Here is an 18,538-nt window from a genome sequence, read left to right on the forward strand (position 1 = left end):
GCGGGCTCAACGATGGACGGCATTTGCAAATCCGCCGTCACAAGGGGATCAGGGCCTCGCCTGCTTTCATTCATTCGTCGGTGACGATCACATCCATCGGAATGTCGTGCGGCTGCGGATAGATGGTCTGGATCCTGCTGCCGGCGTAGCCGACGCCGACGACGAGAGGCCGCTTCGGCGCGGCGGCCAGGGTCCGGTCGAAGAAGCCGCCGCCGTAACCCAAGCGGTAGTTGGCCTGGTCGAAACCGACAACTGGCGCGATGACCACATCCGGTTGGACGGATGGCCCGTGTGACGGCACGAGAATATTCCAGATGCCGCGTTCCAGCGGGTCTCCCGGTCCCCATATACGAAACTCCAGCGGCCAGCCCTTTTTGATGACGACCGGCAACGCGATCCGCCCGCCGCGCTCGATCACCCGTATCGCCCAGTTGCGAAGGTCCGGCTCGCCTCGAAAGGGCCAGTAGCCGCTGACGATGCGGCCGCTCACCCGGCCGACAGCCAGGTCGAGAGCGGAGCCGATGCGGGAAGACCTCGCAGCGCGTTCCTCGGCGTCGACCGCGAGACGCTCGTCGATCAGGCGCTTGCGCTCCGCCTTGCGCCATCGACAGACATCCGTCCAAGCGTCTTGCACAACCGAGTCGGTGTCATATCCTGGAACAAGTTCGTGCAGGAAGCACGGCGGCGAGGCGTACTCTCGCGTTTCCAAGGGAATATCCTCCTGGTCAGACATTGTGCGCTCTATCAACTCTTGCGGCGGAAACCACCTCGACCTTCTGGACGTTGCGCTGCGTAAAACAGGAAGGCAAACGGAATTAAATGCTGTATTGATGCAAAATTATTGTACTGAACGGGAAGCCAGAATGGATATTGATCGCGCTCGCACGTTTTTGGAAATCGTCCATTCCGGCAGCTTTCTGAAAGCCGCCGACCGGCTCCACGTCACCCAGACGACGGTGAGCGCGCGCATACGCACGCTTGAGGAAGAGCTCGGACGTCAGCTCTTTATCCGCAACCGCAATGGCGCGCAGCTGACACCGGCGGGCCGGGAGTTCGAGCGGTTCGCCCAGTCATTCGTGCAAATCTGGGAAAGGGCAAGACACCAGCTCGCCATCCCATCGGGACGGACAAGCGTCGTTGCCTTGGGCGGGGAGCTCAGTCTGTGGAACCCGCTGCTGCTCGACTGGCTGGTCTGGATGAAGAACGCCAGGCCTGAAATCGCCATCCAAGCCCAAGTCGGCGTGCCGGACCAGCTCCTCGAGCAGCTGAGGACCGGCGTTCTGGACATTGCCGTGCTCTATGCGCCGAAGCTGCTACCGGGTTTCAGGGTAGAGCTTCTCGTCGAGGAGCAGCTCGTCCTGGTTCGGACCACGGACAGAGACGGGGAACAAGTCGGCTCCAAAGACTATGTCTATGTTGATTGGGGGCCACTGTTTGCGGCCCAGCATGGTGCCAGCTCCTCAGCTTTCGGCGAGCCAGGATTGATGGTCGGCCTTGGTCCGCTCGGGCTGAGCTATATCCTGCGCGCCGGCGGAATGGGCTATTTCCGCAGGGGGGCCGCAGCTCCTCATATCGAGGCGGGGCAGCTCGAGATCGTGGAAGGCGCACCGGAATTCACCTATCCGGCCTATGCAGTCTATCCGGAAGCAAGCGAGGCGCGTGCCGACGTGCAGGAGGCGTTACGTGGTCTGACGCAGGTGGTGAAATGACAGCGTTATTTCAGTTCCAAATCATCGGTCATGAAGCCGGAAAGAAATCCGTTGCCATGGATTGATCGTACATGCCTTATCCATTCCACACCATCGGTCACTCGACCCGGTCGATCGCCGAATTTGTCGCCCTGCTGCGGGTCGCAGAGATCACCCTGGTGATCGACATAAGGACTGTCAGACGATCGCGGGCGAACCCGCAGTTCAACAGCGAGGTGCTTCCCGAAGAGCTGGCAGCGTTCGGGATCGGATATGAATACATTGCCGAGCTTGGCGGCCTGCGCGGCAAGGCGCACGATATTCCACCTGCGCTCAACGCATTCTGGATCAACCAGAGTTTTCACAATTACGCCGACTACGCGCTGTCGGCCGAGTTTCTTGACGGCCTGAATCGGCTTCTGTCCCTCGGCAGGCAGCGGCGAAGCGCCATCATGTGCTCGGAAACGCTCTGGTGGCGCTGTCACAGAAGGATTGTCGCGGACTAGCTGATCAGCCGCGGCGAGTCCGTTTTTCATCTGATGGGCCATGACAAGGTTGAGCCGGCGAAACTCACCGACGGCGTGAAGGCACGGGACGACGGAACGCTTGTCTACCCGCCTGCACAGCCTTCGGAATAATTGAGCTCTTAGGCGGCCGACGGACCAGGGTCGTCGAAACCGGTGTCGAAAGCCGCCACGACTTTGTTCTCCGCTTTGTCCTGCAGTTCCTCCGAGCGATGGACGACGCGGAGAACCGGTCCGTCCGGTCGCGACGAGCCCGACTCTACACCCCCCGCCAGCTTCAATCTTTCGCGCCTTGCGGCTTCCGGCTGATAAACCACTTCTTGGACCGTCAGGGTTTCAAGGCCGCCGTCTGCAGTCGGAATGGACATGGACTGACCTTCGGCCAGACCGAGCAGCGCAAGGCCGCGCGGATTGGTGATCGGCAAAAGCATGCCAACCAGACCGCGCATCTCGTCATGTGCGACGATGCGGATTTCGGCAGGGCGGTCGTTTACCCGATAAGCGACGCGGCTGCTGAGCGTCACGACGGTTGCTGGGATGTCTTCCCGAAACACCACAACTGCGCTCGAAATCTTCCGTTGAAGGATACCCGAGAAGGTTTCGCTGCGGGAAGGATGGCGCTCCCGCATCACCTCAAGAATTGTGTAGTCCTTGGTCGTCAGTTGACAGCTGTCGATATTGAGCATGGTGCGTCTCCGGCCGGCCCACGCAAGGGGATCCAGCCATAAGAAATTGATCGGGAGTGAGAAATTGCCCCTGTGCCGGACCCAGATGGGCCGGCGCAGGGGTCAGACTCCTGCGATCAGGCTGCCTGCATGATTGAGGAGACGGACGGAGACGCCCATGTCTAGACACTCGCCGCAATCGTCGGAGACGCTGGTGCGAGCCGATCGGCTCCATCGCCTTCCGGGGCGGGCTGGTTCACGGCAAGCACCAACAATTCGTGCCGGCGCCCGTCTCGGGCGGTCCACATGATCGACTGTCCAGCCGGGAGGCCGATCAGGGCCGTGCCAATCGGCGTGAGGATTGAAACCTTGCCTGCGGAGATATCCGCATCGCCAGGAAAAACCAGCGTGACTGTTTTCGCGTCGTCCGTATCGGGCTTGAACGTCACCGACGAACCCATCTGGACGGTATCAGCGGAGACCGAACCATCGGCGACGATACGCGCCCGCTCGAGTTCGGCGAGCAGTTCATCGGAAGCCTCCGGATTTCGTACAGCCACAGTGCTCGCAAGCGCCGATAGACGCGCATGATCCGACTGCGAGATGCGGATGTTCGGCTTGCGCCGGGTTTTCGTGTTGTCTTGCATTTGAATACTCGTGCTTCTGCCCGGACCAGCCGCCCACCAAGGGTGCCGGAACTGAGTCAATTCGTGGAAAAACTTGCTGAAAACGCCGATGCCCCAGAGGCTCGCGGCCCTGCGGATCATCCCATGTGGGTTAACGCACCGCCCCTCGGCTCAGGGCGTATGGCAACTGAGCCGGGGGCTACATTCCCGCTATGGGACAAACCCGGAAAAGAATATCGCGATGAATTTTGACTGCGGCGTTCATAAGACCATAGTTGGTGAAGCAATCCGGGAAGTCAAGCCAGCCACCTCGGTGCACCTGGGCGGGCATCAACCCTAAGTTAGTCAGGGCGAGCACCAAGCAGAGTAGTTATCACCAGCTCTCTTCCGGCCCTGTTTATCCCGGTTCCGCTCGGTCTTTCTTCCGCCAATCCGAGGAAGACAAGGCGTTCGGCCAAGGCTTTTGATAGAGATGGGTAAGGCCCGCGGTTCATTCGCTTGAGTGCCGTTTGCTCCTCCTCAGTTAGAGCGTCCCAGATAACCGTCATGACGGCCACCTCCCATGTTTGCATTGTCCAGCCAATGCGAATTCTGATTGTCGAGCCACGGGCTGTTGCCGTGAGTTCATCGAGCCCGAAAACCTTGAGTCTATGGAACGGCGTCTGTCCCGACAATGCCGCCCTCATTCTCCAGAACGCCGATCCGCCTGACTTCCGAGCGGTTGAGTTTCAGACGAACGCCGATACCGCCGCCGTTTTCGGCAATGAAAACGGCGCCGGCATTTTCAAGCGCGGTTTGCAACGTGTCGCAAACATCCTGGTCGGGAAGGCTGATCCGACGCTCGAATTCCTCGATGACCAACGCATCCACGCCTGAACTGCCGGAGAGCTTGTCACGGGTCCATTCGACCAGCGCGCGAGCGGCACGGCATTGAGCACCAGTGATCATCGTAAAATCTCCTGCTACCGCTTTCGGGGCCGAAATCACGGCTTGCTGCAAGCCAGGACACTCCGGGGTGCGATCGCTTGACCCAATCAAAAGTGCATATCGAATTCAAAAAGGAAGGGCTGCGTCACGCGCCGCAATCGAAATTCTAATGCAAAATAATTGTGCTAAAGCGGCAATAAATTTCGTTTGTCTTGCATACAAGGATGACTGAAGCTCACACATAGCGAAATTGACAGATTGGGTGCCAGCCAGCAGGTCTCAACGCCAGGGGAGTTCTTGGCGATATCGCGCGAAGGGCACCTTGGGCTCGGCGATGATGATAATGGACAGGCTTGAACACGATTTCGGCAGAATACTTTCCGGCAGGGTTCAGCGTCATGTGGTCGGGCGAATGGTATCTGCCAGCCGCTTCGACGTAGATGACCGCGGTCCAATCACTCCTTCGGATGACAATGCCCTCAAGACACGGCTGCGCGAGGAACTGCTCCTGCCACAGACCCGGCTGCCGATCACCTATGCAACACTGGCCGAGAGCATGGTTGGTTCCGATGCAACACGCGTGATCCGTGATGCACTCGAACAACCGATGGACGACGATGCGCAAGATAAGCTTGGACGTGTCGGTGAGTTGGAGGACATCATCGGGGCGGGCGTTTTCTTAGCCAGCGACCCCGCGGCGATGATTACCGGAACGAGTTTATTGATCGATGGCGGTTGGCAGCTCTCTGCCTAGTTCGTTCCAGAACCTGACCGTCTGCTTCCGGCCCCACTGCGGTCATTCGATGCCTTGTCCCTAAGGGGCCGCTCATGGCGCGTCCCGCTGGTTCAAACGGGGCGTATACCTCATCGCCAACAGCCGCCAGCCGTCCCGCTATATCGGGAACTTTGCGAGATAGCCGGGGATGAGATGCGCTACGAGACGATCGAAGGCGCTGCCTTGCGTCAATGCCCCGTTTGTCTGGTGGGCCAAATGGTCGAGAAGCGCAACAGGAACGGGACGGTGTTTCACGGATGCAATCAGTTCCCTGATTGCAGGCACAGCGAAGGTGTTCCGGCGCAATCGACGGCGCACCTGGATAGACGCGCCTAACGCCAGGAGCACCGCTTGCGCAGTTGCAGCGGCATCCGGGCGATGCTGCCGCGCGGACGCCGTTTCGATACGCACGACGCCGCGCCGCGCGGAATCCCAACGCGGACTCTTTTGTCACGATCAATCCAGATCAGCGCTCGACGCGCCGTTGTCCATTTACGCGAAAGGTCGCAACATTCCCGACGTTCTATACCGTTATCATGTGGTAGTCTGGCCCGCATGACGACGCTTTATCTCAATTGGCGCGGAAGACGGTGAATCCCACAAAGCCGAATAATACGCATCCGCCGAAATGGATCGAGCCTCAGCTGACGCGCCTGGTCGACGAAGCGCCCGACGGCCCCGACTGGCTTCAGGAAATCAAGTACGACGGATGCCGCATGCACGCGCGGATCGACGGCAGCGACATCCGCTTGCTCACCCGCACCGGCCTCGATTGGTCGCATCGCTATCACGCGACGATAGCGGCCCTCCGCGCGCTCCCGGTGAAAGAGGCATATGTCGACGGGGAACTGTGCGCCGTTCGGGCAGACGGCGTCACCTCCTTCAGCCGCCTGCAGGCCGCTATGGACGAGGGCCGCACGGGCGATCTTGTCTTCTTTGCTTTCGATCTTCTGTTCCTGAACGGGGAGAGCATTGCGAAGCTTCCGCTCGTCGATCGCAAAGCGCGCTGGAGTCTGGCGCCGGCGACACGGGACTGGCGTTAGGGTTATGCCATTCTGACGATCGAGGCGAACGACGACGTGGCGCCCTTCCACGACCGGCAGATGGCGGTGCTGCGGCGCGATCAGCGGATGGCTTGGCTCGACGGGACCTGCTTGGAAGAAGAGCTGCTTCGGCCGTTGCCTGCCCGCACGTTCTTGGTTTCGCAGCCGCGCGAAACATATGCACAGGCGGTGCTCGCGTTTTGAACCAAAAACCCGAACTTCGTGATCTCGCCGGCCATCCGCCGCTGCCACTGTGATCGAGGCTAATATCATTTGGACCTCAGTCGCTGCGTAGAATTTTCGCTTCTAACGCCGCTGCAACGAAGGCTCGTCTCGCTACCGGCGTCTGGCTTCGCCACGCAGAACCTGAAGTCATGCATCCATGGCCAGTTTTCGCTTCTCCGTCTGATGAGGGAAACTTCGCAGCAGGATCGTGCCTGCGTCATTCACATCGAATATGACGCGCTCACGGTCATGCCCGCCAATTTGCACCACCACGGGCCGGACGAACCTGCTCGACATGCAATTACTCTCTCAGTTCCGACCTCGATACGGTCTTCACCTATCATGACGTTGGGTCAATTTATACATGTATCAGCTAGGCCCGAAGAGAACTTGCAGTTGCTCAATCTCAAGACAAGTTGCCTGTCCAATTCCACCAAGCAGACGCGAAGCGGGCGTCGCACCGTGCCAACGCGTCCGCGATTGGAATGCCGTCGAGGATCGCGAGGCGGCTGACCGAGTCCGGGTGGTCCATTGCGGTTCGAAAGGCCGTATAAGATCCTCTGTCGTGCCCGACGAGGCCGAAGCGGCCGAAGCCGAGCTGGCGCATGAGTGCAACGCAATCTCTTGCCTTGCCTCGCTTCGACGACCCAGCGTGATCCGGTGTGTCGGCAGGCTTGGAGGACTGGCCGAAGCCAGGCAGGTCCGGGCAGACAACGGTGTATTGCTCGGCGAGTATCGGCGCTACTCGGTGCCAGGTTGCATGTGTGCGAGGATGACCACAACAGCAGTAGCGGCTCTCCCCTTGCCACCAATTCGGAACCGGAGCGTGGCCTCGGGAAGCTTGATCCGTTCCAGTTCGAATCCATCGAACATACGTGCTTTCCCTATCCGCTACATTTTCGGAACGCTCTGGTGGGAGACCAGTTTCAACGTCAGCTATCGAGATCTGCAGCTTAGGTTCCCTACGTCCGAGTGGGTGAAGGTTGTCCAACGCGGGGCCGACGCCGGCCCCGCATGCACCCTCGCGCCGCGACCCGCATCGGAAAACCTTCACCAATGCTGCCGAGTACAATGCGCCTCTAAGCCGACATTCGCAGCAAATGCGGCATGCGCTAGCAGTCAAGAGTCCCGGTATCAGTCGGGGAGCTTTGTCATCTCGACTTCTTATAGCCAACCGCCCGAAAAACCGGCTCGGTGCAGTCCCGCGATGATGGCCGGCACGCGGCGCATCAGGCGCCACAGGAAGCCCGAGCGGTAGTTCTCTATCATTAGAGTGATCGGCCCCTGATTGATGCCGACATGGTCCGGCGATACCCAACCGCATGGCCGGCCGTCGGCGGCTGCTATTGTCGGATTGAAGCTTGCGGTGAAGCCGTAAGGGTTCCCCTCTTGCAGGTCGATCTCGTGGAAATAGCGCAGTGCCGGCAGAACGATCTCTGGCGCAAAGGGCAATGAGGTAATCGCTGCCCACGGCGACAACGTCCCATCATCAGGGCCGAATGGCGCACCGCGCGCCAGATAGCCGAAGAAGCGGCGGCCACCGACCGTGATTTGGCGTTTTGTCGGGCTTGGGCCGTCGCTGGCGGTGATGCCCCAGCAATTCTCGCCATAACCGCTGAAGCCCTTCGGATTGCGAATGGCGTAGTCGCGTTGCAGGTAGGTTGACTCTCGGCTGTTCTCGAAATAGTCGCAGTCGTGGTTGCGCATGGAAGCATCGCGGATGCCGCGAAAATCGATCCAGATATGCGAGAGCTGGTGGATGAAAAGTGGACCGGCGTAAACCAATTCCCGGCCATAGATCTTTTTCCACTTGTAGGTGGATAGCCAGGCCGCATAGCTCTCGAGCGGCAACGGATGCGTTGGCGAGCCGAGACCCAACACATAAAGGATCACCGCTTCGTCGTAGCCTTGCCAGCGATAGCGCAGGAAGCCTTTTCCAGGCCGCCAGCCATGGGTGACGGTAGCGCCACCGTTCTGCGCCCATCGCCAGTCGGCGCGCCGGTAGAGCGCATCGGCAAGCCGCCGGATTTCCAGTTCGGATTCATCGTCCTCGCCAAAATAGGCGCCGGCGGCCAGCGCACCGGCAAGCAGAAGCGCCGTATCGACCGTGGACAGCTCACACTTCCAGACGCGGCGGCCGGTCGCCATGTCGAGGAAATGGTAGTAGAAGCCCTTGTGGCCCGTTGTGTCGGCTTCGGGCCCTTGCGGCGCGTTCCAGAAGAAGCGAAGCGTGGCGAGCGTCCGTTCAGCGGCGGCGGCGCGCGTCATGAAACCGCGCTCGACACCGACGGGATAGGCCGAGAGGGCGAGCCCGACGGCTGCGATGCTGGCCGGTGACCCCGGGGTGTTGCGGTCGGCGATCAGGCCATTCGCCGGGTTGGCTTCTTTGAGAAAATAGTCAAAGGACAGGCGCTGGATGTCCGAGAGAAGCTCGTCGTTCTGCGGGTGGTCGCTCGATGCATCCATGGCTGTCGATATAGAGGGGTTTCGCTGCGCTTCCCACCTTTTTGGTCGTCTTGTCGCCTTTGGGTCATGTCACGACGATGAACACCGCCTTTTCGATGCCCAGCGTATCCATCAGGCCGATTAGGTCGCGGGATCTGGCCGATGCCCGACCGCTTCGCGGCGATGTCTCTGCTTTGAAGGCCGTTGGGCCGCATCCACGTACATACGGCGCGATGGCATAGTGGCCGCCTGCGGCCAGCAGGCGTCCGACCTCCCGCCACGCGCTCGCATCATCGGGAAAGCCGTGCAGAAGAATAAGCGGAACTCGCTCGCTAGGGGTGCCGTAAACATCATAGCCGATGTCGAGATCTTCCGTTGATATGTTTTTCATGGATCGGTCTCCCTGTTGCAAATGAATTTACTCTCTCACTGCTGTCGGCCTAAACCGCCTGTATCCTATCCGTATCTTGCGAGGTCGATAAAGGAACCTGGTGTGCCCCTGCAATCGGCGACGTCGTGGCCATGGCATTGCGAAACTCCTTCCGCCATTGCACTATCTGAGCGCCGCTTGGGATTTAGCAGTGGCAAATCCGCAACCCCATCGAGGCGATGGCTCAGAAACATACGCAGCGCGCTTCGTCCCATCCCTGGATCGACACGGTATGGCAGACAGTCTGTCTTGAGGATGGGGTTTACCGAGCCACCCCGGACGGGTCCTGGGATTTGATCCTCAGCGTCGCGCCCGATGGTGAGCCGACGATCTTCCTGAGTGGGCAGGCCGCCGAGCTGGTCGACGTTCCCTATGTGGCGGGCGAGCACTCGGTCGTCATCTCCTTCGCCGCCCACGTCTATCTTGCGACCGAGAGCGAGGTGAGGACTGGCGCGACGATCCGCCTCCTGCCGGTGCAGGGCGAGCATTTCAATCTTGACGGGACCGACCTTCCGCTGCCGACATTCGCCAATGCCGAAGACCTCATCGACCGGATGATCCGGGCAGGGCTTCTCAAATCCGACGATCTCGTCGCCAGGGCGTTCTCCGAAAGGCCGAAGGCCGCGTCGAAACGCTCGGTCCAGCAGCATTTCAAGCGAACGACCGGCATCACCATGAAGGACTTTCAGATGATCCGGCGCGCCCAGGAGGCGGTGCGTCGGTTGAAAAGCGGCGAAGCTCCTGCAGCGGTTGCCGCTGATCTCGGCTTTTCCGATCAGCCGCACATGATCAAATCCATCAAGAACATCATGGGGCATCTGCCATCCGATCTCGAGTTGGTTCACAAACTATGAGCGCCGGGCAGCAAGTCCCGCCCGGCGCCCGTGGAGTGAAGGCCTCCTACCGAGATCAGCCCTTCAGGAGCGCCGCGAACTGGCGGATGTCGCCCACAAAGAAGCCAGGGTCCTCCCAAGCCGCGAAATGCCCGGCATTCTCCATGTCGTGAAATTGAACCACGTTCCCCGATGTCTGCCGATCCGCCCATTCACGCGGAAGGCGCACGCCACCCGAGATGGGCGCTTCGCTGGCCACCGCAACCGGAACGCCGGTGTTCTTGCCCTGGATGGTCGGCGGCTGCATCGCATTCTGATTATAGATCCGGAAAGACGAGGGCGCCGTTTCGGTCAGCCAATAGATCATGATATTGGTGAGCAGGTCGTCACGGCCAAACCGCGCATCCGCCTCGCTGCCAACGCCCATTCCGGCCATGAAGCTCATGATCCAGGCCGCGAGGCCGACCGGCGAGTCGTTCATCGAGAACGCCAGGCTTTGTGGCTTGGTCGCATGCACCAGATTGAAGGCCCCGTGGGTGAAGAACCACTGCTGGATGGCGCCGGCATAGGCCTGTTCCGGCGGAGTCAGGGCAGCAAAGTCCGTGCTCTGGTCCGGATAGCCGACATCGGTCACGTGGTAACCGAGCAAAACCTCCGGATGACGCTGGGCCAGCGACATGGAGATGATGGAGCCGCCATCACCGCCCGCGGCGATGAATTTTCCATAGCCGAGCGTCTCGATCATCAGACGTGCGAACAGATCGGCGACTGTGTCCATTGGCAGGGCGGTCTTGCCGGAAAAGCCGCTACCTGGAATGGAGGGGACAACGACATGGAAGTCCTCGGAGAGCGGCTCGATCACCCGGTGGTAACGATAGAAAGAGTCTGGCCAGCCATGCAGCAGCAGGAGCGGAACCGCGTTCGGATTCTTCGAGGGCTGGTGGACGAAATGCAGAGCGATCCCGTCTATACTGGCCTTGAAATTGGCAAGCGCGTTCAATCCCGCCTCGGCTCGCCGCCAATCGTAGTCATTGACCCAGTATTCGGTCAGCCGCTTCATATAGCCGAGGTTGGTTCCCATAGCCCAGCCTGCATCGGCCGGCTCATCCGGCCAGCGCGTGTGCTGGAGCCGGTATCTCAAGTCGGCAAGCTGGGCGTCGGGCACAGCAATTTCGAAAGCTGTCGGTTTGGTCATGGCAGAGGTCTCCTGTGAGAACGTGGTTTTGCTGGCGAAGCCACCGAGTAAAGCTGAGGCGGCGAGGGTCTTGGCAAATTGACGGCGGCTCATCTCTTGTCTCCGGCGCGTTGTGATGAGGTGAGGCTAGGGGGCGCGGCAGCGAAGCGATTGTAAAATTGCGAAAATCATGGCCCTGCACCGCCGCTGATGCGGCCAAAGAGTGAGGAAGCTATTCGGCATTCTCGGCCGTAGCCTCCGTGGCGATCCAGATCCTGAGGTTCGTGTAATAAAAATCAATTGTTGACAATTAATAAAAAAGCGCGCGATGATCTTCGAAATTCGCAGTCGGAAGCGCTTGAAATGCTCACATGCATGGTTGGTTGGTCGCACTCCAAATTCGGCAGGCTGGACGCCGGCCTGGAAGAACTGATTGCCGGTGTTGTCGCAGCCGCTCTGGCCGACGCCGGCTTGCTGGCCGGCGAGATCGACGAGATTTTCGTCGGCACCTTCAACCCGGGCCTCGTCGAGCAGGATTTTCCGTCCTCATTGGTGCTGAATGGCAGTCCGGACTTGCGCTTCAAGCCGGCGACTAGGATCGAAAATGCCTGTGCCACCGGCACTGCCGCCGCCTATCAGGCGACTCGCGCGGTCGAATCAAAGCGGGCACGCTTTGTCCTGGTGGTCGGCGTGGAGAAGATGACGGCGCGGGACAGCGCCGCGGTCGGCCGAGCGCTACTGAAGGCGAGCTATGTCGAGGAGACAAAATCGATCGAGGGCGGTTTTGCCGGCGTCTTTGGACAGATCGCTTCTTCCTACTTCCAGAAATACGGAGACCAGTCGGACGCCCTGGCAAGGATCGCGGCCAAGAACCATCGCAACGCCGTCACCAATCCGCTGGCGCATATGCGCCAGGATCTCGGCTTCGACTTCTGCCGCAACGAATCGGATCGCAATCCAATCGTCGCCGGCCCGTTGAAGCGCACCGATTGCGCGCTGATTTCCGACGGTGCCGCAGCGCTGGTGCTGACGGACGCCGCCACAGCGTTGCGCATGAAGAAGGCGGTCGCACTGCGCGCCATGTGCCAGACCAGCGACTATTTGCAACTGTCGAGACGGGCGGATGTCACGTCCTTCGAAGGCGCGGCGCACGCGTGGTCCGGGGCGATGGCTGAGGCCCACCTGACCAACCGCGATCTCGATTTCATCGAGCTGCATGACTGCTTCACCATCTCGGAACTCATCCAGTATGAGGCGCTGGGCATCGCACCGCGCGGAGAGGGCGCCCGCGCGATTGAGCACGGCATCACCGAAATGGGCGGCGAACTTCCCGTCAACCCGTCCGGCGGGCTGAAGGCAAGGGGCCATCCGGTCGGCGCCACTGGCGTCTCGATGCTGGTCAACGCCGCCATGCAACTCACTGGCGAGGCGGGCGACATGCAGGTCAAGGACGCCCGGCTGGGCGGCGTCTTCAATATGGGCGGCGTCTCGGTCGCCAACTATGCCACCATTCTCGAACCGCTCAGGTGAAGCGCCCGTGTCGACCTTCAACATAGGCCACTTCCTGACGCAGAACGCGCGGCGCTTCGGCGACCATCCCGGCGTCGTCGTGTCCGAGCGGACATTCACCTGGCTGGAGGTCGACCGGCGGGTCAACCGGCTCGCCAATGCGCTGGTTAACGCAGGCATTCGTGCGGGCGACCGGATCCTGGTTCAGGCGCGCAACAGCCACCGTGCCTTCGAAGTGAAATGGGCTTGCTTCAAGCTGGGCGCGGTCTGGGTCCCGGTCAATTTCCGGCTGACGCCGGCCGAGGTCGCCTACATGACCAGACACGCCTCGGCGCGGGCGATCGTCTTCGACGGCGAATTCCCCCAGCATTGCGAGGCCGCGCGGGCCGAGTTGGATCCGGCGCCGATATCCGTCTGCCTTGACGGCCCACTCGAAGGCAGTCTCGTCTACGAGCAACTTCTCGCCGACGGCGACGACAGCTTTGTCGAGGCGGATGTCGAGCGGGACCAGCCGGCCTGGTTTTTCTACACGTCGGGCACCACCGGGCGCCCCAAGGCCGCGGTGCTCACCCATGGCCAGTTGGCGTTCGTCGTCGCCAGCCATCTGGCGGACATGTTTCCGGGCACCAGCGAGAAAGACGCATCGCTCGTCATAACGCCGCTGTCGCATGGCGCTGGCATTCATGCACTGGCCCATGTGGCGCGCAGCGCACCGCAGATCATCCTGACGGCCACGTCGCTTGACCCGGAAACGGTCTGGCAGACGGTCGCGCGGCACAAGGTGACGAATTTCTTCGCCGTGCCGACGCTGCTCAAGACCCTGGTCGAGCATCCGTCCGTCGATCACCACGACCGCAGCTCGCTGCGTCACGTGAATTATGGCGGCGCGCCGATGTTCCGGTCCGACCAGGCGCTCGCCATGGCCAAGCTCGGAAACGTCCTCGTCCAACATTACGGCCTTGGCGAGTTTACCGCCAACATCACCGTGCTGTCGCCTGGCCAGCACGGGTTGGCGGAGGCCGGCTCGCCGGACCATGCCGTGGGCAGCTGCGGGGTGCCTCGCACCGGCGTTGAGGTCGCGATCCTTGATGCCGACGGCCGGCGCCTTGCTGTTGGCGAAACGGGCGAGATCTGCGCCCGTGGCCAGGCCGCTTTTCTCGGCTATCACAACGATCCGGATGCGACAGCAAAAGCCTTCCGGCACGGCTGGTTCCACACCGGCGACCTAGGCTTCCTCGACGAGCGCGGTTTTCTCCATATCACCGGCCGCGCCTCCGACATGTATATTTCCGGCGGGCTGAACGTCTATCCGCGCGAGATCGAAGAGGTGATCCTCGACGACGAGCGGATCGACGAAGCGGCGGTGGTCGGCATGCCGCATCCCAAATGGGGTGAATGCGGGGTGGCGGTGGTGGTGGCGAAGGCCGGCTGCGAGATTGCCGCGAAGGATATCATCGACGGCCTCAACGGCCGCATCGCAAGATACAAATTTCCCAACCAGGTGGTGTTCTGGCCGGAGCTGCCGAAGTCCGCCTATGGCAAGGTGCTGAAGCGGGAGATCATCAAAAGGCTCGCGGAAGAGCACGAGCGCGCGGCTTGACCGAGCAGAAGGTGGCGACAATGAAGATAAAAGGCCTGGATCATGTGGTGCTCACCGTCAGGGACATGGCGCAGACCATCGATTTCTACCGGCACGTGCTCGGCATGCGCCATGTCGTGTTCGATGGCACCTACAACGCGCTGCATTTCGGCAACCAGAAGATCAATCTACATCCGTATCGCTCCGAATACACGCCTCATGCCGACATTCCCGCGCCGGGGACGGGCGATCTGTGCCTCATCGCCGAAGGCGGCATCGACGACATCGTGCAGGAACTGGGCGCGCTCAAGATTTCCATCGAGGTGGGGCCTGTCGACCAGACCGGCGCACGCGGCGCGATGCGCTCGGTCTATTTCCGGGATCCCGACAGCAATCTCATTGAAGTTGCGTGCTACACATCCTGACATCGCATCGCTTCCATTCAAGGCTCATTCCATGGCTCGTCCGAAACTGAACCGCAAACCCGCTCCGCAAATGGAGGTTGCCCGCCGCAGTCTTGATGCGCAGGCCGCCGACAAGCTGCGCGACGCGATCCTGACAGGCGTGTTCGCGCCCGGCGAGAAATTGACGGAAGAGGTGATCGCCGAGTCGTTCGGGCTCAGCCGCGGAACGATCCGGGCATCGCTGCGGCTCCTGGTACATGAAGGGCTCATCGTCCAGGAACCCTACCGCGGCTACAGCGTCAGGTCGCTGAGCTCTCGCGATGCGTGGGAGCTGTTCACCCTGCGCAACACGCTGGAGGCCTTCGCCGCGCGGCTCTTGGCCGAGGCCATCACCGAAGCCAAGCGGGACCGGCTGGACCAAGCCTACGACAAGGTCGTCAAGGCGGTCGCATCCGGCGCGAGGACGCGCGCCGTGGAAGCGGATTTCCAGCTTCACCTGACGATCGCCGAGCTGACCGAGCATTCCGCCCTGCAGGCCCACTACGCGCTGATCGCCGGCCAGGTCCGCCTCTATCAGTCTCTGGTCAGCAAGTTTCTTTCGCTGCAGGACTACATCGTCACCCATGAGTCCCTTATCGCGGCGATGCGGCAAGGTCGGGCTGGCGAGGCCGAGCGGCTTGCCGCGGAACACAACACCGCAGATGGCGAACGTCTGGTTGAATGGCTCCGCGAGGCGGAGGGCCGATCCGAAGACCGCACCCGGGGCGGCTCTGTCGGTCGCTCTGTGTCTTAGGAACGAACGAAAGGAGACACATTTCACGGCAAAAATAATTGTTAACAATGAACAATCAATCGTGCGCCAATAAGGGGAATGATATGTCAAGAAAGCGCAGTTTTCTGGTCGCCGCGTCGCTTTGCGCCGCCGCAGCCTTTGCCTCGTCCGCCGCAAGTGCTGCTGATGAATCGCTGAGCCGCATCCAGGTGGCCAAGAAGGTGGTTGTCTGCTCATCCAACGACGTTCCATACGCCTACAAGAACCCCACCAGCGGCAAGGTGGAAGGCACGGACATCGACATGGTCCGTGCCATCTTCGAACCGCTGGGCGTGCCGGAAATCGAACTTTATGAAGTGCCGATCTCGGGAATCATCTCGGCACTGAACACCAGCCGCTGCGACCTGATCTCGGATAACATCGCGATCACCGTCAAGCGCTCCGAGCAGATCGCGTTCTCGGCGCCGATGTACCGCGCCGGGCAGGCGCTCGTGGTACCCAAGGGCAATCCCGCCAAGATCAAGAGCGAGGCCGATTTCCCGGGCCATACGGTCGGGTCCTATCTGGGAACCATCCAGCTGGACTGGCTGAACAAGATGGCGGCAGCCGACTCCTCCGTCACGGTCAAGGCCTACAAGAACATTCCGCAGATCCTCGCCGAGTTGCGGGCCGGGCGCCTGGATGCGGCCGCTTTCGACGACATGGTTGCGGCCGACGCGCTGAAGAACGATCCGACGCTGCCGGTCGAGATACTGAACTATAAGATGCCCATCGGCGACTATGCTGTGGGCGCCGGCTTCCGCAAGGACGACATTGCGCTCAGGCAGGCGTTCGACGAGCAGAACCGACAGCTCCAGCTTTCCGGTGGGCTCCGCAAGGTTCTCGAAAAGTGGGGTCTGCTTCCGGTCGAGCGGTATTTTCCGTTTCCGAACTGTTGCAGCTAAGCACTGACAGGAGATCGCAATGAACGACGTGCTCGAGTTCCTGCCGGCGCTGCTGAGGGGCGCTGCCCTGACGGTCGGGATCACGATCGCGTCGATGGCGATTGCCCTTGTGCTGGGCCTTCTCATTGCGCTCGCCCGCATGTCGCCCATCGGACCCGTCCGATGGGCGGTGGCGATCTATGTCGACTTCATCCGGGGTACGCCGCTGCTGCTGCAGCTTTTCTATATCTACTATGTGCTCCCCTATGTCGGCATCTACATACCGGCCCTGGTTGCCGGGATACTCGGTCTGTCGCTCAACTACGCGGCCTATCTCTCCGAGGTCTACCGCAGTGCCATATCGGCAATTGGCAAGGGACAGGTCGAGGCTGCACGTTCGCTCGGCATGCGCCCGACACCCATCTTCCTGCTGGTCGTTTTGCCGCAAGCCCTTCGGATCGCCATTCCACCAATCGGAAACTACTTCATCGCCATGTTCAAGGACACCGCGCTGGTGGCAGTGATTTCGGTGAACGAGCTCATGTTTACCGCCGACCAGATCGCATCGACGACTTACAAATACCTGGAGGTCTATACGGCCGCCTTCGTCATTTATTTCATCGTCAGCTATCCGGCTTCGATGCTGATCCTGAAGATTGAAGACCGCATGAAACGCGCTCCCGCCGGCTGAGATCACCGTCGAATCGAAGCGAACTGCAACCTCCATCCTGGACATCGTCGCCTGTCGATAGCTGGCGTCGTCTCAAGCCTACGCGCAACTGCCATGAAAGAGATGGAAATGAAAAGGACACTCAACTTGCACCGCGAAGGGATGGCATTCATCGATGGCAGCTATGTTCCGATCGCGGAAGCGTCGATCCCATTGATGGACTGGGGCTTCACGCGCGGCGATGCGTGCCAGGACACGGTTTCCGTTCGCAATGGCGCGTTCTTCAGGCTGCAGGACCATCTGGATCGCTTCGAACAATCCTGTGCCCGGCTGCGCTACACGATGCCCATCGAGCGCAAGGCAATCGAGACGATCCTGAAGTCCTGCGTGGAGATGACGGGACTAGCCAACGCGACGGTCCAGATGATCATGACACGCGGACTTGGCCCCGCCGGATCGCGCGATCCGCGTCTTTGCAAGAACAGGTTCATGGCGTTTTGCGTTCCGTTCGTGGTCGTCGCCAACGAAGAACAGCGCAAGCGTGGCCTCTCAGTCTGGATTTCCAGCCGGTGGCGCCTGCCGCCAGACTCGGTTCCCTCGCAGATCAAGAACTACAACTGGATCGACTTCGTGCTCAGCCTTTACGACGCTTACGATGCGGGATGCGAAACGTCGCTGATGAAGAACCATCTGGGCACCATAAGTGAAGGTCCCGGGTTCAACGTTTTCGCGCTGACGGGCAAGGTACTCTCTACACCAGGATACAATGTACTTGAGGGAATAACACGTCGGTGCGTCATCGAGATCTGCCGTGAGATCGGCCAGCCGGTGGACGTCAAATCGATTTCGGAGAGCGATCTGATCAGCGCGGACGAAGTGTTTGCGTGCAGCACGGCGGGCGGCATCATGGCGATCACCAGCGTCAATGGCAAACTGATCGACGACGGAAAGCCGGGCTCTCTGACGACGAGGCTGGGGGAAATCTACTGGAGCAAACGCGACCAAGGCTGGCATGCTACACCTATTAATCAACTTTGATCCCAAGGAGCATAGCCAAGTTGCCCGTCGAGGTGGTTGGCGCAAGGCGGATCTTGCCCAAAACGCACGCGCAAACGCATAAGATTCAAGCGTCGCCGTTAACCATCAATTAACTAAGTGATCGCCTTTAGTTCTATCTTGGAGGATACTGATTGGCGAAGCGGTGAGTTGCTCCAGGAGCATAAGACAAGGGAGCAATTGTCCTGCTGGCGCACCTGCCACTTTCGCTCGTGCGCGACAGCCGAAATTGAAAAAAGGAAGCGACGGAATACCGTCGTCTCACCGGGG

General features: G+C 60.5%; 20 protein-coding genes and 2 pseudogenes. 14 read left to right on the top strand and 8 right to left on the bottom strand.

All coding sequences use genetic code 11. From position 1 onward, the window contains the following. Window positions 1-70: 70 nt before the first annotated feature. Window positions 71-733: a 5-formyltetrahydrofolate cyclo-ligase gene (locus NKH37_RS25945; RefSeq protein WP_353041716.1), complete on the bottom strand. Its 663-nt coding sequence runs from the start codon at window positions 731-733 to the stop codon at window positions 71-73. A 130-nt stretch (window positions 734-863) separates the two neighbouring features. Here NKH37_RS25945 and NKH37_RS25950 point away from each other — a divergent pair, with 130 nt between their 5' ends. Further along, window positions 864-1,709 (top strand): LysR family transcriptional regulator, encoded by an 846-nt coding sequence (locus NKH37_RS25950; protein WP_353011145.1) that lies wholly within the window; start codon window positions 864-866, stop codon window positions 1,707-1,709. Window positions 1,710-1,780: 71 nt separating this feature from the next. Further along, window positions 1,781-2,326, top strand: a pseudogene (locus NKH37_RS25955) (DUF488 domain-containing protein). A gap of 8 nt (window positions 2,327-2,334) precedes the next feature. Here NKH37_RS25955 and NKH37_RS25960 read toward each other — a convergent pair. The 3 genes from NKH37_RS25960 to NKH37_RS25970 form a co-directional block, all read right to left on the bottom strand. Further along, entirely contained in the window at window positions 2,335-2,898 is a 564-nt protein-coding gene (locus NKH37_RS25960; RefSeq protein ID WP_353041718.1) for a GreA/GreB family elongation factor, read from the bottom strand. Window positions 2,899-3,059: 161 nt separating this feature from the next. After that, window positions 3,060-3,644, bottom strand: coding sequence for a nucleoside diphosphate kinase regulator (rnk, locus tag NKH37_RS25965; protein WP_353041720.1), 585 nt, complete (start codon window positions 3,642-3,644; stop codon window positions 3,060-3,062). A gap of 507 nt (window positions 3,645-4,151) precedes the next feature. Then, complete coding sequence (locus tag NKH37_RS25970; RefSeq protein ID WP_352642816.1) at window positions 4,152-4,451, bottom strand: XRE family transcriptional regulator; 300 nt, start codon at window positions 4,449-4,451, stop codon at window positions 4,152-4,154. 322 nt (window positions 4,452-4,773) lie between these two features. On the opposite strand from NKH37_RS25970, the gene NKH37_RS25975 reads away from it, so the two are divergent. From NKH37_RS25975 to NKH37_RS25990, 4 genes are all read left to right on the top strand, one after another. Further along, complete coding sequence (locus NKH37_RS25975; RefSeq protein WP_352642818.1) at window positions 4,774-5,184, top strand: SDR family oxidoreductase; 411 nt, start codon at window positions 4,774-4,776, stop codon at window positions 5,182-5,184. A gap of 237 nt (window positions 5,185-5,421) precedes the next feature. After that, window positions 5,422-5,541 (top strand): topoisomerase DNA-binding C4 zinc finger domain-containing protein, encoded by a 120-nt coding sequence (locus tag NKH37_RS25980; RefSeq protein WP_352642856.1) that lies wholly within the window; start codon window positions 5,422-5,424, stop codon window positions 5,539-5,541. Between the two features lie 254 nt (window positions 5,542-5,795). Beyond that, window positions 5,796-6,248 (top strand): ATP-dependent DNA ligase, encoded by a 453-nt coding sequence (locus NKH37_RS25985; RefSeq protein WP_353041721.1) that lies wholly within the window; start codon window positions 5,796-5,798, stop codon window positions 6,246-6,248. A gap of 36 nt (window positions 6,249-6,284) precedes the next feature. Then, window positions 6,285-6,452 (top strand): hypothetical protein, encoded by a 168-nt coding sequence (locus tag NKH37_RS25990; protein ID WP_502897830.1) that lies wholly within the window; start codon window positions 6,285-6,287, stop codon window positions 6,450-6,452. A 445-nt stretch (window positions 6,453-6,897) separates the two neighbouring features. Here the strand turns inward: NKH37_RS25990 and NKH37_RS34100 are convergent. From NKH37_RS34100 to NKH37_RS26005, 3 genes and pseudogenes are all read right to left on the bottom strand, one after another. Next, window positions 6,898-7,346, bottom strand: a pseudogene (locus tag NKH37_RS34100) (alpha/beta fold hydrolase); the annotation flags it as partial. A gap of 291 nt (window positions 7,347-7,637) precedes the next feature. After that, window positions 7,638-8,939, bottom strand: coding sequence for a glucoamylase family protein (locus NKH37_RS26000; protein WP_352642824.1), 1,302 nt, complete (start codon window positions 8,937-8,939; stop codon window positions 7,638-7,640). Window positions 8,940-9,003: 64 nt separating this feature from the next. After that, window positions 9,004-9,309 carry an alpha/beta fold hydrolase gene (locus tag NKH37_RS26005; protein ID WP_352642826.1) on the bottom strand — a complete coding sequence of 102 codons (306 nt, stop codon included), beginning with the start codon at window positions 9,307-9,309 and terminating at the stop codon, window positions 9,004-9,006. Window positions 9,310-9,527: 218 nt separating this feature from the next. Between NKH37_RS26005 and NKH37_RS26010 the strand changes: the two genes are divergently transcribed. Further along, on the top strand, window positions 9,528-10,202 hold the full coding sequence (locus NKH37_RS26010) for a helix-turn-helix transcriptional regulator (RefSeq protein ID WP_353041725.1): 675 nt from the start codon (window positions 9,528-9,530) through the stop codon (window positions 10,200-10,202). A 55-nt stretch (window positions 10,203-10,257) separates the two neighbouring features. On the opposite strand, the gene NKH37_RS26015 is transcribed toward NKH37_RS26010, so the two are convergent. Continuing rightward, window positions 10,258-11,469 carry an epoxide hydrolase family protein gene (locus NKH37_RS26015; RefSeq protein ID WP_353041727.1) on the bottom strand — a complete coding sequence of 404 codons (1,212 nt, stop codon included), beginning with the start codon at window positions 11,467-11,469 and terminating at the stop codon, window positions 10,258-10,260. Window positions 11,470-11,718: 249 nt separating this feature from the next. On the opposite strand from NKH37_RS26015, the gene NKH37_RS26020 reads away from it, so the two are divergent. The 7 genes from NKH37_RS26020 to NKH37_RS26050 all read left to right on the top strand — a co-directional run bounded on the left by NKH37_RS26020 (window position 11,719) and on the right by NKH37_RS26050 (window position 18,250). After that, window positions 11,719-12,885, top strand: a complete 1,167-nt coding sequence (locus NKH37_RS26020; protein WP_352642832.1) for an acetyl-CoA acetyltransferase — start codon at window positions 11,719-11,721, stop codon at window positions 12,883-12,885. Window positions 12,886-12,892: 7 nt separating this feature from the next. Next, window positions 12,893-14,464: an AMP-binding protein gene (locus NKH37_RS26025; protein WP_352642834.1), complete on the top strand. Its 1,572-nt coding sequence runs from the start codon at window positions 12,893-12,895 to the stop codon at window positions 14,462-14,464. A gap of 20 nt (window positions 14,465-14,484) precedes the next feature. Beyond that, window positions 14,485-14,868, top strand: coding sequence for a VOC family protein (locus NKH37_RS26030; RefSeq protein WP_353011133.1), 384 nt, complete (start codon window positions 14,485-14,487; stop codon window positions 14,866-14,868). Window positions 14,869-14,899: 31 nt separating this feature from the next. Further along, the gene (locus NKH37_RS26035) at window positions 14,900-15,640 is read left to right on the top strand and encodes a GntR family transcriptional regulator (RefSeq protein WP_353011131.1); all 741 of its coding nucleotides are present in this window, start codon (window positions 14,900-14,902) and stop codon (window positions 15,638-15,640) included. Window positions 15,641-15,723: 83 nt separating this feature from the next. Continuing rightward, window positions 15,724-16,563 carry a substrate-binding periplasmic protein gene (locus NKH37_RS26040; protein ID WP_352642839.1) on the top strand — a complete coding sequence of 280 codons (840 nt, stop codon included), beginning with the start codon at window positions 15,724-15,726 and terminating at the stop codon, window positions 16,561-16,563. A 19-nt stretch (window positions 16,564-16,582) separates the two neighbouring features. Beyond that, on the top strand, window positions 16,583-17,233 hold the full coding sequence (gene ehuD / locus NKH37_RS26045; protein WP_095203550.1) for an ectoine/hydroxyectoine ABC transporter permease subunit EhuD: 651 nt from the start codon (window positions 16,583-16,585) through the stop codon (window positions 17,231-17,233). Between the two features lie 108 nt (window positions 17,234-17,341). Further along, a complete protein-coding gene (locus NKH37_RS26050; protein WP_352642841.1) occupies window positions 17,342-18,250 on the top strand; it encodes an aminotransferase class IV in 909 nt (302 codons plus the stop codon). Window positions 18,251-18,538 lie beyond the last annotated feature (288 nt).

It is taken from the genome of Mesorhizobium sp. M1217 (assembly GCF_040318275.1).
In the GTDB taxonomy this organism is placed as follows: Bacteria; Pseudomonadota; Alphaproteobacteria; order Rhizobiales; family Rhizobiaceae; genus Mesorhizobium.